The organism is Mesorhizobium sp. AA22 (genome assembly GCF_001672375.2).
Lineage (GTDB): Bacteria > Pseudomonadota > Alphaproteobacteria > Rhizobiales > Rhizobiaceae > Mesorhizobium > Mesorhizobium wenxiniae.
The window spans coordinates 4,631,278-4,644,849 of sequence record NZ_CP048406.1 but is presented as its reverse complement, the minus strand read 5'-3'; the positions used below and the strand labels follow the sequence as shown (position 1 = coordinate 4,644,849).

18 protein-coding genes are annotated in these 13,572 nt (G+C 62.9%); 10 read left to right on the top strand and 8 right to left on the bottom strand.

All coding sequences use genetic code 11. The features are described from left to right. Positions 1–57: 57 nt before the first annotated feature. The 3 genes from A9K68_RS22455 to A9K68_RS22445 all read left to right on the top strand — a co-directional run bounded on the left by A9K68_RS22455 (position 58) and on the right by A9K68_RS22445 (position 2,118). Complete coding sequence (locus A9K68_RS22455) at positions 58–681, top strand: hypothetical protein (RefSeq protein WP_065008941.1); 624 nt, start codon at positions 58–60, stop codon at positions 679–681. A 7-nt stretch (positions 682–688) separates the two neighbouring features. Further along, positions 689–1,534 (top strand): 23S rRNA (adenine(2030)-N(6))-methyltransferase RlmJ, encoded by an 846-nt coding sequence (locus A9K68_RS22450; protein ID WP_065008942.1) that lies wholly within the window; start codon positions 689–691, stop codon positions 1,532–1,534. A 131-nt stretch (positions 1,535–1,665) separates the two neighbouring features. Continuing rightward, entirely contained in the window at positions 1,666–2,118 is a 453-nt protein-coding gene (locus A9K68_RS22445) for a hypothetical protein (RefSeq protein WP_065008943.1), read from the top strand. On the opposite strand, the gene A9K68_RS22440 is transcribed toward A9K68_RS22445, so the two are convergent. From A9K68_RS22440 to A9K68_RS31415, 3 genes are read right to left on the bottom strand one after another with little or no spacing between them, the layout of a single operon-like run. Continuing rightward, the gene (locus A9K68_RS22440; RefSeq protein ID WP_029354350.1) at positions 2,088–2,429 is read right to left on the bottom strand and encodes a transcriptional regulator; all 342 of its coding nucleotides are present in this window, start codon (positions 2,427–2,429) and stop codon (positions 2,088–2,090) included. The two genes, A9K68_RS22445 and A9K68_RS22440, sit on opposite strands and share 31 nt — an antisense overlap. 17 nt (positions 2,430–2,446) lie before the next feature. Next, positions 2,447–2,815: a hypothetical protein gene (locus tag A9K68_RS22435; protein ID WP_065008944.1), complete on the bottom strand. Its 369-nt coding sequence runs from the start codon at positions 2,813–2,815 to the stop codon at positions 2,447–2,449. Positions 2,816–2,871: 56 nt separating this feature from the next. Further along, complete coding sequence (locus A9K68_RS31415; RefSeq protein WP_203546856.1) at positions 2,872–3,363, bottom strand: hypothetical protein; 492 nt, start codon at positions 3,361–3,363, stop codon at positions 2,872–2,874. 491 nt (positions 3,364–3,854) lie between these two features. On the opposite strand from A9K68_RS31415, the gene A9K68_RS22425 reads away from it, so the two are divergent. After that, positions 3,855–4,451, top strand: coding sequence for a glutathione S-transferase (locus tag A9K68_RS22425; RefSeq protein WP_065008946.1), 597 nt, complete (start codon positions 3,855–3,857; stop codon positions 4,449–4,451). A 74-nt stretch (positions 4,452–4,525) separates the two neighbouring features. Here the strand turns inward: A9K68_RS22425 and A9K68_RS22420 are convergent, their stop codons facing one another. Beyond that, entirely contained in the window at positions 4,526–5,176 is a 651-nt protein-coding gene (locus tag A9K68_RS22420; protein WP_065008947.1) for an outer membrane protein, read from the bottom strand. Positions 5,177–5,583: 407 nt separating this feature from the next. Here A9K68_RS22420 and A9K68_RS22415 point away from each other — a divergent pair, with 407 nt between their 5' ends. From A9K68_RS22415 to A9K68_RS22395, 5 genes are all read left to right on the top strand, one after another. Then, a complete protein-coding gene (locus A9K68_RS22415) occupies positions 5,584–6,360 on the top strand; it encodes an SDR family oxidoreductase (RefSeq protein ID WP_065008948.1) in 777 nt (258 codons plus the stop codon). Further along, positions 6,357–8,444, top strand: coding sequence for an excinuclease ABC subunit UvrC (gene uvrC, locus A9K68_RS22410; protein ID WP_065008949.1), 2,088 nt, complete (start codon positions 6,357–6,359; stop codon positions 8,442–8,444). The genes A9K68_RS22415 and uvrC overlap by 4 nt, the downstream gene beginning before the upstream one ends. 99 nt (positions 8,445–8,543) lie before the next feature. Next, positions 8,544–9,140, top strand: a complete 597-nt coding sequence (gene pgsA, locus A9K68_RS22405; protein WP_065008950.1) for a CDP-diacylglycerol--glycerol-3-phosphate 3-phosphatidyltransferase — start codon at positions 8,544–8,546, stop codon at positions 9,138–9,140. 1 nt (position 9,141) lies between these two features. After that, positions 9,142–9,399: a molybdopterin converting factor subunit 1 gene (gene moaD / locus A9K68_RS22400; RefSeq protein ID WP_065008951.1), complete on the top strand. Its 258-nt coding sequence runs from the start codon at positions 9,142–9,144 to the stop codon at positions 9,397–9,399. Position 9,400: 1 nt separating this feature from the next. After that, positions 9,401–9,874, top strand: coding sequence for a molybdenum cofactor biosynthesis protein MoaE (locus A9K68_RS22395; RefSeq protein WP_065008952.1), 474 nt, complete (start codon positions 9,401–9,403; stop codon positions 9,872–9,874). Positions 9,875–9,899: 25 nt separating this feature from the next. Here the strand turns inward: A9K68_RS22395 and A9K68_RS22390 are convergent, their stop codons facing one another. From A9K68_RS22390 to A9K68_RS22375, 4 genes are read right to left on the bottom strand one after another with little or no spacing between them, the layout of a single operon-like run. Then, a complete protein-coding gene (locus A9K68_RS22390) occupies positions 9,900–10,403 on the bottom strand; it encodes a DoxX family protein (protein WP_065008953.1) in 504 nt (167 codons plus the stop codon). Beyond that, positions 10,400–11,200 carry a DNA-binding domain-containing protein gene (locus A9K68_RS22385; protein ID WP_065008954.1) on the bottom strand — a complete coding sequence of 267 codons (801 nt, stop codon included), beginning with the start codon at positions 11,198–11,200 and terminating at the stop codon, positions 10,400–10,402. Before A9K68_RS22385 ends, A9K68_RS22390 begins: the two co-directional genes overlap by 4 nt. Further along, a complete protein-coding gene (locus A9K68_RS22380) occupies positions 11,187–12,110 on the bottom strand; it encodes a DUF692 domain-containing protein (protein ID WP_065008955.1) in 924 nt (307 codons plus the stop codon). The genes A9K68_RS22385 and A9K68_RS22380 overlap by 14 nt, the downstream gene beginning before the upstream one ends. 32 nt (positions 12,111–12,142) lie before the next feature. Continuing rightward, on the bottom strand, positions 12,143–12,466 hold the full coding sequence (locus A9K68_RS22375; protein ID WP_065008956.1) for a DUF2282 domain-containing protein: 324 nt from the start codon (positions 12,464–12,466) through the stop codon (positions 12,143–12,145). A 281-nt stretch (positions 12,467–12,747) separates the two neighbouring features. On the opposite strand from A9K68_RS22375, the gene A9K68_RS22370 reads away from it, so the two are divergent. After that, a complete protein-coding gene (locus A9K68_RS22370; protein ID WP_065008957.1) occupies positions 12,748–13,512 on the top strand; it encodes a YbaY family lipoprotein in 765 nt (254 codons plus the stop codon). Positions 13,513–13,572 lie beyond the last annotated feature (60 nt).

Genomic DNA, 13,572 nt, shown 5'->3' with positions numbered 1-13,572 from the left:
GAAATGGAACGCGCCCGCGGCGGCGCCAACTAATATCCGGGCAAGGTAGTCGAGCGCATGCGCTTTCTGTTTTTTCTGATCCTGCTCGCCGGCATCGGCATCGGCGTCGTCTATCCCTGGGCGATGAGCAATTTCTCCGGCCATGAGATCGGCACCTGGCGGGTCTACGAGCAGGGCCGGTTCAAGCCGGTGACGGTACCGCTCGCCGCTCGCGACGCCCCGGTGCGGGTGCTGGTCGACCTCACCGCGAGGGCCGAACGCATCGTCGTCTCGCAACAGCGCACCGTGCTGACGCTGACCGCCGCCACCGGCGGCAGGACGGTGCTCGCCTCGACGCTGCAATTCAACCATTCGGAAAATCCGCGCCAGGCCAGCCCGCAACTGCCGGACAAGATCTTTCGCGACGAGGCAGGCCTGATCCCGACGGTCAGCCCCGGCCTCTACATCTTCACCGTCGGCCGAGGCGACGCCGAGGGCATCGAGATGCGGGCGGTGGACCTAGTGCTGCGCTCCGGCGTTGGCGAGGTCGATCAACGGGCGCAGCCGGTCGGCTTCTCGTTGATGGCAGTCGGCCTGATCGGGCTGGTGCTGGCGTTTCGTTTCGGTGGCGGCGGCCGGCCGCAAAATCCCAATTCGCAGCCGCCACCGCCGCGCTGGGGCAGGGGCGGGTCGTCGAATTGAGTATCGTATGAACTACCGCCACGCCTATCACGCCGGAAACTTCGCCGATGTCGTCAAGCATGTCGTGCTGAGCCGACTCGTCGAATATCTGAAGCAGAAGGACAAGGCGTTTCGCGTCATCGACACCCATGCCGGCATCGGCCGCTACGACCTGTCATCGACTGAAGCGCAAAAGACCGGCGAATGGCAAGGCGGCATCAGCCGGCTTTTCGATGCCGCGCTCGACGCGCCGGCGGCAGCACTTCTGGCGCCTTATCTGGAAGCCGTCCGTTCGCTCAATTCTGAAGGCGGCCTGAAAAAATATCCGGGCTCGCCGCTGATCGCGCGTCATCTTATGCGCAAGCAGGACCGGCTGTCAGCGATCGAGTTGCATCGCCAGGATGCCGCGAAGCTGAGAGCGCTATTCGCCGGCGATTTCCAGACCCGGGTGATCGAGCTCGATGGCTGGCTGGCGCTCGGCGCGCATCTGCCGCCGAAGGAAAAGCGCGGTCTCGTGCTGGTCGATCCGCCGTTTGAGGAGGAGTGCGAGTTCGACCGCCTCGTCGATGGGCTGCGGAAAGCCCACAAGCGCTGGCCGGGCGGCATCTATGCGCTGTGGTATCCGGTCAAGGACCGCAAGGCGGTCATCGCCTTCCGGAATGCGCTGGTGCAGTCAGGCGTCCCGAAGCTGCTCGACATCGGCTTCGAGATCAGGCCGCCATCGGCCGAGCCCAGCCTCGACGGCAGCGGCATGGTGGTGGTCAACCCGCCGTTCACGCTGGAGCGCGAGCTGCGCACGCTGCTGCCGGCCTTGCACAAATTGCTTGTCGTCGGAAAACCGGCGCACTGGACGCTGGAATGGCTGGCGGCGTAAGGCGGCAGAGGTATCCGCGCGCCTGCATTGGCTGAAGGCGATTTCAAACTAAGAAACCATCGTCTCTACAACCGCTTGACCGCGCGCAAGCGAATCCGCACAGTGCGCGCAGTCGACCATAAGAGGCTGCCATGACTCGCTTCGCCCAATCCGCACTTGCCGCACTGATCGCCCTTTGCACGCCGCTCGGCGCGTCCCTCGCCGTCACCCAGGCAGCAATGGCGGCCGACCTTGCCGTCTATACCGAAGAAGACAGCGGCGTTTGCGGTGAGGCCTGGGTGCTGAACAAGATCATCAGCCGCTTCTCCTACCAGGTGCGCCACGTGCCGAATCTGCCCGATGTCGAGATCACCGATTTCCAGGGGATCCACCAGCACCGCTATCTGCCAGCCAATGAAACCTGGCCGATCGGCCGTCGCTATTGCGGCGCCACCGTCAGCCTGTCCGACGGCCACGCCCGCACCATCTGGTATCTGATCGAGGAAGGGCAGGGCTTTGCCTCGATCGGCGATAATGTCGAATTCTGCGTCGCGGGCTTCGACCGCTGGATGGTCTACAACGGCCGCTGCCGCGTCCTGCGCTGAACGCGTTTACCTGGCTGCTCCGCCTCATCGAGGATGGCGCGAAGGAAGGCGGCGTGACCGCGAAAGGCGCGCCGTCCGATTGATGTCGCCTTGACCCGCGTTTGCGGCCGGCGTCCGACAAACAGCTTTTCGACATCGACATATCCCGCCTTGGCAAGCGTATCGATATGCGCGCCGAGATTGCCGTCGGTGGCATTGACGATGGCCTTCAATCGGGTGAATTCCAGCGCTTCGCGCCTTTCCAGAGAATTCAGCGCCGCCATGATCATGAGCCGCACGCTCTGGTGGATGATTTCGTCGGCAGCCATCATTGGGCCTGCTATGGTGGTCAGCGTTCAGTCTCACTGATCTGGGACAGCGCCGCTAGATCTTTCGCGAATGACATTACGCTTCCCCCGCAGACCAGAATACTCTGTCGGATCGAGTAATCTGTCAACTGGCAAAAAGGTTGCCTTCTCAAGCCCCAGACAAGGTCATGGCGCAGAACGAGCCGGGCTCTGCTTTTGTAGCTTGTGTAGATCGTCTCGTTGGACAAGACGATGAGATCGATGAAGCAGCCCATCATGATGTTGCCGGTCGATGATCGACGAGCAAAACGCTTGCTAACCTTCAGCACTTTGTAGTGCGATTGGTTCCGGTTAAGCGCGCAGAATGTCTGTCGCAAACCCTCGGCAAGCTCGAAGAGCAGCAGCGACATTTTGCGAAATCAGGACGAGCGTGTGTCGCCGGTAATCAAAATTTAAACTGAAAAAATCATGCTAATGCTTCGCTGGCTAGACAAGCGCGAGTCAGATATGCATTACGCGCCGGGTCATTAACGGCCGTCGGCACAACGAAGGGGCATGATATGGCTAAACAGTCATCCAAAGCGCCGGCATCCAAGTCTCCGGCAAAGAAGGCACCGGCAAAGAAAGCACCAGTAAAAGCTGTGGCGGAAAAGGCCGCAGCAGCTGTGAAGAAAGCAGCACCTGCTGCCAAGCCGAAGGCCGCCGAGGCCAAGGCAAAAGCAGCGCCGGCCAAGAAGCCGGCCGCGAAAGCCGCGGCAAAGCCGGCAGTGAAGAAAGCAGCACCAGCCAAGGCCAAAGCAGCACCAGCCAAGAAGCCGGCTGCAAAGGCCGCGGCGAAGCCGGCAGCGAAGAAAGCAGCACCTGCCAAGGCTGCGCCGGCCAAGAAGGCTGCGCCGGCAAAGAAAGCGGCTGCAGCGAAGTCTTCGGTGGCAGTGAAGAAAGCAGCGCCGGCGGCCAAGCCGAAGGCGAAGGCAGCGCCCGCGAAGGCGAAAGCCAAGAAGTAATCGCGTTTCTTAGCTCGCGGAGGACAGTGCTGAAGACCGTTGAGGGCGGGTGCCGGACAGGCGCCTCGCTCGCAGGGTCAGTGCTCGGGCAAGAATAGAGGCGGAGGGAAGACAGCTTTTCGCAACTCCCAGGACTTCGCTGTACGGCGAAGTCCGGTGGGGCATTTCTCTGTGCCCGGAGAGAAATTCTCGGTGCAAGACCGGGTTGGCTAGGTTCGGATCTGTTTGGCCTGTTCAGATCCTCTTGGGCTGCAACTGCCGTACCGCTCATTGCCTAAGATCGCGGAGGAGGACGTCGTTCTCCGTGGCGCCCGGTTTTTCCGCCTGTGGCTGTTGATCATGCCGGCATGTCCAGTCAACAGTGCACAAAAATCAAAGCGCTACGGCGTCCTTTGCGCGTCCAATAGGATACGCGGCGCTGTAGCCGGCAACCAGGAACCCGATCATGCCCAGACTGCTCTACGCCTCCACATCACCCTACAGTTCCAAGGTGCGCATGGCCGCGCGTTATGCCGGCATCGCAGTCGATCTCGTGCCGATAAAAACCGAAGACAAGCCGGCCGAGCTGATCGACGCCAATCCGCTCGGCAAGATCCCGGTGCTGGTGCTCGACGACGGCCGCTCGATCCACGACAGCCGCGCCATTACCCAGCATCTCAACCGCATGTCGAAGAACGCGCTGTTTCCGCGCAATCCCGACAAGCGCCTCGAGGCGGAAGTGCTTGAGGCACTGGCCGACGGCATCTGCGACTGCGCGCTGTCGATGGTCTATGAGCGGCGCACGCGCCCCGAAGACATGGTCTACCAACCGTGGCTCGACCGCCAGTGGGCGAAGATCACCAGCGCGCTCGATCTGCTCAACGCCAATCCGCCAAAGCTGCCAAAGAAGATCACCGCCGGCCAGCTGGCGCTGCGCGCCTGCCTTGGCTATCTCTCACTGCGCTTTGCCGGAAAATGGGAAAAGGGTCGCAATCGGCTGATCCGCTGGGCGGCGCGATTTGACGAGAAGTTTTCGGAGCTGAAACCCTGCGTCCCGGCGTGAGCGCAGCCAGAGAAGGGGTTATAAAAAAAGCCGGGCACGAGGCCCGGCTTTTTCGTGTCGTGGCTTGGACGATTTTAGAACTTCATACCGACGCCGAAGGTGACGCGGTTGTCGGTCGACTTGACCTTGCCGATACCGTCAAAGTCCTTGTCGCCGAAGTCGGTGTAGCGATACTCGACACGGCCGAACACATTGTCGGTGATCTTGATGTCGGTACCGACGCCGGCCGTCCAGCCGAGCATGGTTTGTTCGTCGCTGACGCCGGCCGCTTCGATCTCCTGGTTCTTGAGCGCGCCACCGGCGGTGCCGTAGAGCAGGATTTCCGGGGTAACGGCGTAGCCGAGGCGGGCACGCAGCGAGCCTTCGAAGCCGCCCTTGGCCTCGACGCCGCCATCGTCGCCCTCGATGCCGCTATAGCCGATATCGGCTTCAGCACCGTAGACGAAGTTTTCCGCCTGCCACTGATAGCCGCCGAAGACGCCGCCGACAAAACCATCGGTGTCGACGTCAGTGCCGATACCCTCTGCATCGGCGTGACCGCTGAAGCCGTAGCCGACGCTCACACCGGCATAGGGACCGGCCCAGGAAGCGACCGGAAGTTCGGCGATCGGAGCGGGGGCCGGCGGCTCTTCCGCGATGACGTCAGCAGCATAGGCGGTTCCGCCGAAGGCGAAGAGCCCGAACGCCACCGCCAGCGGTCGCGCAAATTTAAGATTGGCTTGCATTGTTCTTTACTCCTTAAGCCACAGGCACTGGCTTGCTTTTCACAAGCGCCCTCAACCCGCCGGGGGGAAAAACGGGTCTGGCGCTCAACGGGTCCGAATGTCGTGTCGAAATGCGGCTGAAGCGAACCTGAACTTGGGTCATTACCCGGCACGAATGAGGCTGAATTTTGACGTTGCATCAGCGCAACAGATGGTGTCAGGAGGCTTTGCCGTGCCGCGCTGAACACCGCTTGGAGCAAGGGGTCCGGAGCCCTATATTGCGGTCTGACGGCCGAGTCCCGGCCACAGTCGAAAGACCGAGCCGGCCGCTTTGCCACAATGCTGCCCAAGGTCCGAACGGCATTTAACGCTTCGCCGGCCATAGTTCGCCGGCTGGCTGAAATCGAAGCCCATTGAGGATTGACAGGATGAGCAAGGCCGCTGGAACGGCGCTGGTAACGGGCGGGGGCAAGCGGATCGGCAGGGCGATCGTCGAGGATCTTGCCGCGAACGGTTTTGCCGTCGCCATCCATTGCAACCGCTCGCGGGCCGAGGCGGAAGCATTGGCCGCGCGGATCAACGGCGGCCATTTTGGCCAGGATGGCCGTGCCGCTGTGGTCGCCGCCGACCTGACCGACATGGCCGCGGTCGGCGACCTGATCGGCCGCGCCGAAGCCGCGCTCGGGCCTGTTACACTGCTGGTCAACAATGCCTCACTGTTCGTGGAGGACACAGTTCAGGACTTCGACTGGCTTGCCTGGGACCGTCACTTCGCCGTCCATGTGAAAGCGCCGGCACTTTTGGCGCAAGAATTCGCCCGCGCGCTGCCAGAAGGCCAGGAAGCGCTGATCGTCAATATGATCGACCAGCGCGTCTGGCGCCCGACGCCACGCTATTTCTCCTATGCGCTGTCGAAATCGACCTTGTGGACAGAGACGCAAATGATGGCGCAGGCGCTGGCGCCTCGCATTCGCGTCAACGCCATCGGCCCCGGCCCGACGCTGAAGAGCGCGCGCCAGGAAGACAGCGATTTTGCCGCGCAGGTCGACGGCCTGATCCTGAAGCGCGGCCCGGAATTGCCTGAATTCGGCGCCACCATACGCTATCTCTGGGGCGCGCGCTCGGTCACCGGCCAGATGATCGCGCTCGACGGCGGCCAGCACCTTGCATGGCAGACGCCGGATGTGACAGGCATTATCGAATGAGTCCCATGGACCAGAAACCTAAACGGGGCGGCGCCGCCGACGACCTGCCCCCCGATGTCGACCTCGAGGACGAGGCGGCGGAGGAGATCGTCGAAACGTCAGCTCCCGGTTCCGGCGGTCCTGACGTTGCCTTCACGGTCATCGATTGGACGCCGCATGCCGGCGATGCCGACGGCATGGTCGGCGCCGAAGTCATCCAGACGCTGGTCAAACGGCTGCCCAACGCGCCCGGCGTCTACCGCATGATGAATGCCGCAGGCGACGTGCTCTATGTCGGCAAGGCGCGCAGCCTGAAGAAGCGGGTGACCAATTACGCGCAAGGCCGTTTCCACACCAGCCGCATCGGCCGCATGGTGCGCGAGACCGCGACGATGGAATTCGTCGTCACCCGCACCGAGATCGAAGCGCTGCTGCTGGAAGCCAACCTCATCAAGCGCTTGCGGCCGCGATTCAATGTGCTGATGCGGGACGACAAGTCGTTCCCCTACATCCTGCTGACCGGCGATCACGTCTCGCCCGGCATCTACAAGCATCGCGGCGCGCGTTCGCGCAAGGGCGACTATTTCGGCCCCTTCGCATCGGCCGGCGCCGTCGGCCGTACCATCAATTCGCTGCAGCGCGCCTTCCTGCTCAGGAGCTGCACCAACTCCTTCTACGAGAACCGCACCCGGCCGTGCCTGCTGTTCCAGATCAAGCGCTGCGCCGGCCCGTGCACCGGTGAAATCTCGCATGGCGACTATGCCAAGCTGGTCGCCGAGGCGAAGGACTTCTTGTCCGGCCGCAGTCAGAAGGTGAAGACCGATATCTCCGCTGCCATGCAGCAGGCTTCGGAAAATCTCGATTTCGAGCGCGCCGCCATCTATCGCGACCGGCTGGCGGCGCTGTCGCATGTGCAGAGCCATCAGGGCATCAACCCGCAGACCGTCGACGAGGCCGATGTCTTCGCCATCCACCAGGAAGGCGGCCAGGTTTGCATCCAGGTGTTCTTCTTCCGCACCGGGCAGAACTGGGGCAACCGCGCCTATTTCCCCAAGGCCGATCCGGCGCTGGACGCGGCCGAGGTCCTGGGCTCGTTCCTGGCGCAATTCTATGACGACAAGCCGACGCCGCGTACCATCCTGTTGTCGCATGGCGTCGAGGACCAGGAGTTGCTGGCCGAGGCGCTCTCCACCCGCGCGGGCCGCAAGGTGGCTATTTCGGTGCCGCAGCGCGGCGAGAAGAAGGATTTAACCGACAACGCACTGCAGAATGCCCGTGAGGCGCTCGGCCGCCGGCTGGCCGAGACCTCGACGCAAGGGCGGCTGCTCACCGGCTTCGCCGAGACCTTCGGCCTGAAGAAAACACCGGTCCGCATCGAGGTCTACGACAACTCCCACATCATGGGCACCAACGCCGTCGGTGCCATGGTTGTCGCCGGCCCTGAAGGCTTCGTGAAGAACCAGTACCGGAAATTCAACATCCGCTCGACCGAGATCACGCCGGGAGACGATTTCGGCATGATGCGCGAGGTGATGGAGCGGCGTTTTTCCCGACTGCTCAAGGAACATGGCGACGTGCCGCCGAGCGAACAGCCGGCGGATGACATCCTGTCCGAACAGGGCGACGATATCGAGGATGCGGGCGGCTTCCCGGCATGGCCAGACGTCATCCTCATCGACGGCGGTCAGGGCCAGATGACAGCGGTGCGCAAGATCCTCGCCGATCTCGGCATCGAGGACCGTGTCCAGGCCATCGGCATCGCCAAGGGCCAGGACCGGGACGCCGGCCGCGAACGCTTTTTCGTCATGGGCAAGCCACCGTTTTCGCTCCCCGTGCGCGATCCGGTGCTCTACTTCGTCCAGCGGCTGCGCGACGAGGTCCACCGCTTCGCCATCGGCTCGCACCGCGCCCGCCGCAAGAAGGAGATGGTCAAGAGCCCGCTCGACGAGATCAGCGGCATCGGCCCGGGCCGCAAGCGCGCGCTGCTCATGCATTTCGGCACCGCCAAGGCGGTCAGCCGCGCCGCGATCGAGGATTTGGTCAAGGTCGACGGCATTTCCGAGCAGGTGGCGAAGCTCGTCTACAACCATTTTCACGAGAGCTGATGGATTCGGCTATTTTCGGTTGGTCCATCGACTATCGCCTGTTGACCCCCCACATTCGCTTCTGATTTGAGTAGGCAGGCAGAAAGAGTTCCCAAAAAAATGGCCCAGCGCGCATTCAACCTGCCCAACATGCTCACCTACGTCCGCATTCTCGCGGTGCCGCTGGTTGTGCTGTGTTTTTTTCTCGAAGGGCATCTGAAGTCGAGCGACTTCGCCCGCTGGTCGGCGTTGATCATTTTTCTGCTGGCCTCGATCACCGATTATTTCGACGGCTATTTGGCGCGCGCCTGGCAGCAGACCTCGAATATCGGCAAGATGCTCGATCCGATCGCCGACAAGTTGCTGGTCGCCACTTGTCTGCTGCTGCTGGCGGCCGACACCGATCGCCATGCCGGCATCGCAGGCTGGTCGCTGTGGGCGGCGATCATCATCCTGTGCCGCGAGATCCTGGTCTCGGGCCTGCGCGAATATCTGGCGGCGCTGAAGGTCTCGGTACCGGTGACGCAGCTGGCAAAGTGGAAGACAACCATCCAGATGGTCGCCATCGCCTTCCTGCTCGCCGGACCTGCCGGCGACAAGATCTTCCCGCTGACCACCCAGACCGGGCTCGTGCTGTTGTGGATCGCCGCCTTGGTCACGCTCTACACCGGCTACGACTATTTCCGCGCCGGCCTCAAGCACATCATGGACGAGTAGGATGTCGACGAGGCTCATTTATTTTGCCTGGGTGCGCGAGCGGATCGGCAAGCCGCAAGAGGATGTCGAATTGCCCGCCGGCATTGAGACGGTGGCCGACCTGCTGCGCTGGCTGAAATCGCGCGGCGAGGAGTACGAGCACGCGCTGCAATATCCTGATGTGATCCGCGTCGCCATCAACCAGGAACATGTCGAGCACCGCGAGAAGATCGCCGGCGCGCGCGAGATCGCGCTGTTCCCGCCGATGACGGGTGGCTGAAATGCCCGGCGCGGTGGTGCCGACGGTGCGCATCCAGGCGGAGGATTTCGATGTCGCCGCAGAGATCGCCAAGATGACGCAAGGCCGCGCCGACATCGGCGCCGTGGTGACTTTCTCGGGTCTCTGCCGCGATGAAGCGGGCAGGCTCGCGGCACTCGAACTCGAACATTATCCCGGCATGGCCGAGGCCGAGATCGGCCGCATCGCCGCCGAGGCGGTTCACCGCTGGCCGCTGCAGGGCCTCACCGCCATCCATCGCCATGGCAGGATCGCGCCCGGTGGGAACATCGTGCTGGTGGTCGCTGCCTCCACGCACCGGCAGGCGGCATTCGATGCGGCGAACTTCCTGATGGATTACCTGAAATCGCGCGCGCCGTTCTGGAAGAAGGAACACCACACCGACGGCTCGCATGGCGGCTGGGTCGATGCCAAGGAGGCCGACGACGAGGCCGCAAGCCGCTGGAAGCGAAATTGACGCGTGGAAACCCATCAGCCCTCGATCAGCCCTTGTCGGTGCCGATCCAGTGATCGAGCGCAATCCGGCCGGGTCCCCACGCCATGATGCCGAGCGCCATCGCCGCCCAGGTGATGTGCAGCGGCCAGCCTTCCGGCACGGTGAGCTGTATGATCAACGTCATCAGCAGCAGCCCGAATGCCGCCAGTCGTGTCGCCAGCCCAAGAACAAGGAGAATTGGCAGCAGGATTTCCGCCGACCCTGAGGCGAACGCAACCAGCCCAGGTGCGGGGAAGTTGTAAGGGCCGCCGGGCAGATGCAGCTTGAGCTCCGAGCTGAAAAGCAGCAATGCGACATCGTTCAACTGTAAAAAACCGTCCCATTTGTTGACGCCGGAACGCCAGAACGGGACGGCGAGTGCGCATCGCAGGACGAGCTGCGTCAGCGACGGTGTTGCACTCGTGCGAAGGGCGGCATTCACCCTCTCGACGAGGGCAGCGATCCCTCGCGGCTCGATGCTGGCGTTCTGCCTATGGTTCGTTATGCTCATTCTCCCTGGTGTGCCGCTGTGAAGGCGCCTGCTTGCAGCAGGTCGGCAATGTTGGCGGAAAGGTCGAATTCGGCACGCTCCGCAAACGCTGCCGCGGCCGCCGCGCCGAGCGGCTCACCCGCCATGAGGCGATCCAGAAAAACCGCGCTGCCGGGCGGCATATGGAGGACATAGACTTCGAGGCCGGGCCGCGTGATCAGCGCATCTTCACGGCCGTTTGCGTCGATCCGCCCGACAGGACCGTCACTCCGGTTTGCTGCGAAGATCGTCACGACCGGATAGCGCGAACGTATGGCGCGCGTTGCCGGGTGCGGCACGAACACGGTATCGGCCAGTCGTTCGGGCGGGATCGACGCCAGTGCTCCGGAAGCCAACGGTTCCGCGTCGGCGGCATGATAGGCGTCGAGCCAAGCCCGCTCCATGCGCGCCACGTCGGCCAGCCACGGCATCGACTGCGCGTATTCGTAGCGCTCGATGAAATCGGGAAAGTCGCGCCCGTATTCGAATAGAAGCGGCGAGGTGGGCGGTGTTTCGCGGACGTGAAAGCGCGCCATTGCGCGAAAGAAGTCCGGGCCGGTGATGCGCAGCGTCGCTGGAAAGCTTGCGGCTAGCGCATCGATCAGGCTGACCGTGACGTTGTTGCGGTAGACGGCATATCGCTTGACCGCAGCCTTCCCGTTCGGCCCCGAGACAGCGTCAGGCGGGGCGCGGTCAGGATCGAGCAAACCGGCGGTGAATGCCGCGGCATAGTCAAACCGGTGGCCGAGATCGCCTGACTGGAGCTCATCCTGCGGCATGGGCTTTTCCGAATATGTAATCGCTGTCGGCGTGACGGTCGAGGATCGCTTGGGCGGCGGCCGCCTCCGCCTTGAGGACCGGCCAGTCGGGAATGTCGCTGTCCCATTCGATCAGCGTCGGACGCGGCCCGCATCGGCCGATGACGACATCGAAGAGCTTCCAGACCGCGTCGGCGACCGGGCCGTCATGGCTGTCGATGAGCAGCACATCGCCCTCGTCATCCTCCTGCTCGGCGTGCCCGGCCAGATGGATTTCGCCGATATGTTCGAGCGGGAAATCCGCGAGGTAGGAAAGCGCTGAATAGCCGTGATTGGTGGCCGAAACGAACACGTTGTTGACGTCGAGCAGCAGGCCGCAACCGGTACGCCGCACCAACTCGCGAATGAAATCTGTCTCGCTCATCGTCGATTCCGGGAAAAGGACGTAGGTCGAGGGGTTCTCGAGCAGGATCGGGCGGCCGATCGCCCGCTGCATTTCGTCGATGTGATCCGCGACCCGCGAAACCGTTGCCGGCGTGTAGGGCAGCGGAAGCAGGTCGTTGTAATAGATGGTGTCGTGGGTCGACCAGGCGAGATGCTCGGAAACGAGCGCCGGCTCATAGCGGTCGACGAGCGCCTTGAAACGGCCGAGATGCGCTTTGTCGAGCGGCCGCGGTCCGCCGATCGACATGCACACCCCGTGCAGCGAAACGGGATAGTCGCGGCGGATCTTAGTCAACGCATCGTGAGGCGGGCCGCCGGCTGCCATATAGTTTTCGGCGTGGACCTCGAAGAAACCGTCCTTGCTGCCGCCGGCAATGATCGCGTGCGAATGTTCATGCTTGAAACTGGTGCCGGCAAGGCCGGCGACCGGGTGTGCCGGAAAGCGCGAGGTTTTCGACATGCGGGATGCTGGGGCAAGTCCGTTCATCTTCGCCTCCGCTTTCCGGGCAGTTGCATTGCTTACGACGGGATGTCGCGGGCCAGTTCCGTGGGCGAGCCCTTGCGGTCGCCGGGTAGGTCCATCGTCGTGCAGGTGCCGCCGTCGACAAACTTCCAGGCGTTGCCTTGGTAATCGACAGTCGAGGTGCCTTGGCAGGTAGTGCCAGGTCCTGCCGCGCAGTCGTTCTGCCCCTTCAGGGCGACGCCAAAGCACTTCTCCTTGCCGGCATCCATCGCCGCCTTGGCCTCTGCCTCGGATAGCGGCGCGGCCGTCGCAAAAGAAGCAAGAGCCGTGGCAACGGCGCCGGCCAGAAAGGCTGCGCTCACGGTTGATCTCGTTGTCATGATTTCACCTCCGATTGGGTTGTTGCGCGCCCGTTCCTCAAGCGCGCATTGGTAAGTTCGGTCCGGAGGCCGCTGTGTTACATCTTTTGGGGAACACGACTTCGTGATCGCCTGGGACCTGGCTTGAGCATAACTTTGCCGGTCATGCCAAGGAGGCCGACGAACAAGGACCACAAGCCGGATGGCACCGCCGTGCGAACAGTGCGTGTGTGGGGCGCCACGGAACCACCGCAATCCTGCGAGACGTTGCGACCAGTTTGGTGCGCTGGGGGAGCAGGATCATGCTGGGCAAAATCGCCAAGTTCTTCCTCTTCGGTGTCATGCCGCTGGTCGTTGGTATACTGGTGGCTGAGTTGTCCGTCGCTGCCGAGAAGACCCTGAAGGGCGAGGTGACGTATCGCGAGCGCATCGCGCTGCCGCCCAACGCCGTGCTTTTCGTGCAGCTTGCCAATGTCTCGCAGGCCAGTGCGCCGGCCGCTGTCATCGGCGAGCGCAAGATGGCGCCGGCCGGCCAGGTGCCGATCAAGTTCGAGATCAGTTTCGATCCCCAGGTGATCCGGCCTGATATGACCTATGTGCTGCAGGCGCGCATCACCGTCGACGACAGGCTGTTGTTCATCTCCGATATGCGCCACCACGTCGATCCGCTGAGCGACGCGCCGCAGACCATCATGCTGAAGATGGTGACGCCGAGCGAGCAGCTGGCGTTGGCGTCGGTGTTCGGGCAGAGCTGGCTGATCGAGTATATCGACGGCATTGGTGTGATCGCCGAGCCGCAGGCGACGTTCAGGATCAGCGAGGCCGGCAAGGCCGGCGGCAGCGGTCCTTGCAACGTCTACTTCGCCATCGCCAAAGTCGAGGGTTCGACGATCGCCATCAATGACATCGGTTCGACCTTCAAAGCCTGCGCGCCCGAGATCATGGCCGAGGAAAAGGCGCTGTTCGAGGCGCTGGCCAAGGCGGCGTCGTATCATGTCGACGCCGGCAAGCTTGTTATCGCCGACAAGGACGGCCGCGTCATTCTGCGCTTCAACGCCGCGAGCTGATCGTTCAAACCGGTTTCGGTTTTGAGCATCATGCGCGGTCGGAGGGCGTCGGCGTCCGGT

Bases quoted from the DNA above. Each gene is read 5' to 3' on its own strand.
- A9K68_RS22440 (WP_029354350.1), bottom strand. From the start codon at position 2,429: ATGATGGCTGCCGACGAAATCATCCACCAGAGCGTGCGGCTCATGATC.
- A9K68_RS22380 (WP_065008955.1), bottom strand. From the start codon at position 12,110: ATGAACGGACTTGCCCCAGCATCCCGCATGTCGAAAACCTCGCGCTTT.
- A9K68_RS22390 (WP_065008953.1), bottom strand. From the start codon at position 10,403: ATGAGCATAACGAACCATAGGCAGAACGCCAGCATCGAGCCGCGAGGG.
- A9K68_RS22445 (WP_065008943.1), top strand. From the start codon at position 1,666: ATGACTCGCTTCGCCCAATCCGCACTTGCCGCACTGATCGCCCTTTGC.
- A9K68_RS22455 (WP_065008941.1), top strand. From the start codon at position 58: ATGCGCTTTCTGTTTTTTCTGATCCTGCTCGCCGGCATCGGCATCGGC.
- A9K68_RS22385 (WP_065008954.1), bottom strand. From the start codon at position 11,200: ATGCCGCAGGATGAGCTCCAGTCAGGCGATCTCGGCCACCGGTTTGAC.
- A9K68_RS22450 (WP_065008942.1), top strand. From the start codon at position 689: ATGAACTACCGCCACGCCTATCACGCCGGAAACTTCGCCGATGTCGTC.
- uvrC (WP_065008949.1), top strand. From the start codon at position 6,357: ATGAGTCCCATGGACCAGAAACCTAAACGGGGCGGCGCCGCCGACGAC.
- A9K68_RS22420 (WP_065008947.1), bottom strand. From the start codon at position 5,176: ATGCAAGCCAATCTTAAATTTGCGCGACCGCTGGCGGTGGCGTTCGGG.
- A9K68_RS22395 (WP_065008952.1), top strand. From the start codon at position 9,401: ATGCCCGGCGCGGTGGTGCCGACGGTGCGCATCCAGGCGGAGGATTTC.
- A9K68_RS22370 (WP_065008957.1), top strand. From the start codon at position 12,748: ATGCTGGGCAAAATCGCCAAGTTCTTCCTCTTCGGTGTCATGCCGCTG.
- A9K68_RS22435 (WP_065008944.1), bottom strand. From the start codon at position 2,815: ATGTCGCTGCTGCTCTTCGAGCTTGCCGAGGGTTTGCGACAGACATTC.
- A9K68_RS22425 (WP_065008946.1), top strand. From the start codon at position 3,855: ATGCCCAGACTGCTCTACGCCTCCACATCACCCTACAGTTCCAAGGTG.
- A9K68_RS22415 (WP_065008948.1), top strand. From the start codon at position 5,584: ATGAGCAAGGCCGCTGGAACGGCGCTGGTAACGGGCGGGGGCAAGCGG.
- moaD (WP_065008951.1), top strand. From the start codon at position 9,142: ATGTCGACGAGGCTCATTTATTTTGCCTGGGTGCGCGAGCGGATCGGC.
- pgsA (WP_065008950.1), top strand. From the start codon at position 8,544: ATGGCCCAGCGCGCATTCAACCTGCCCAACATGCTCACCTACGTCCGC.
- A9K68_RS22375 (WP_065008956.1), bottom strand. From the start codon at position 12,466: ATGACAACGAGATCAACCGTGAGCGCAGCCTTTCTGGCCGGCGCCGTT.